Here is a 358-nt window from a genome sequence, read left to right on the forward strand (position 1 = left end):
GTGCCGATGCCGTCAGGCGCAAGGCTTCGGCGGAGGCCGAGAGGCTGCCGATGGCGTCGGCCTCGTCGTCGTCGTCCATCTGAACCTTTTGCAGGCTGTTGACGACCGATTCCTCCAGATGCGCCGGACGGACCGTCTCCTCGGCAATCTCGCGCAGGGCGACGACCGGGTTCTTGTCGCGGTCGCGGTCCAGCGTCAGTTCGGCGCCGCCCGAGATCTGGCGCGCCCGCTGTGCCGCAAGCAGCACGAGGTCGAACCGGTTGGGAATCTTGTCGACGCAATCCTCGACGGTGACGCGCGCCATGCCGTGTCCTTAACTACACCAATAGGGAGAATTGCGGCGCTTACGCTGCGGGGG

The 358-nt window shown here is 66.2% G+C and carries 1 pseudogene; it reads right to left on the reverse strand.

Annotated features, from left to right (window positions below):
• Nucleotides 1-142: 142 nt before the first annotated feature.
• Nucleotides 143-304: pseudogene (rpoZ, locus tag AC0IYH_RS29990) on the reverse strand (DNA-directed RNA polymerase subunit omega); the annotation flags it as partial.
• Between the last annotated feature and the right edge of the window lie 54 nt (nucleotides 305-358).

This window comes from Pseudomonas sp. AC463, from assembly GCF_979253585.1.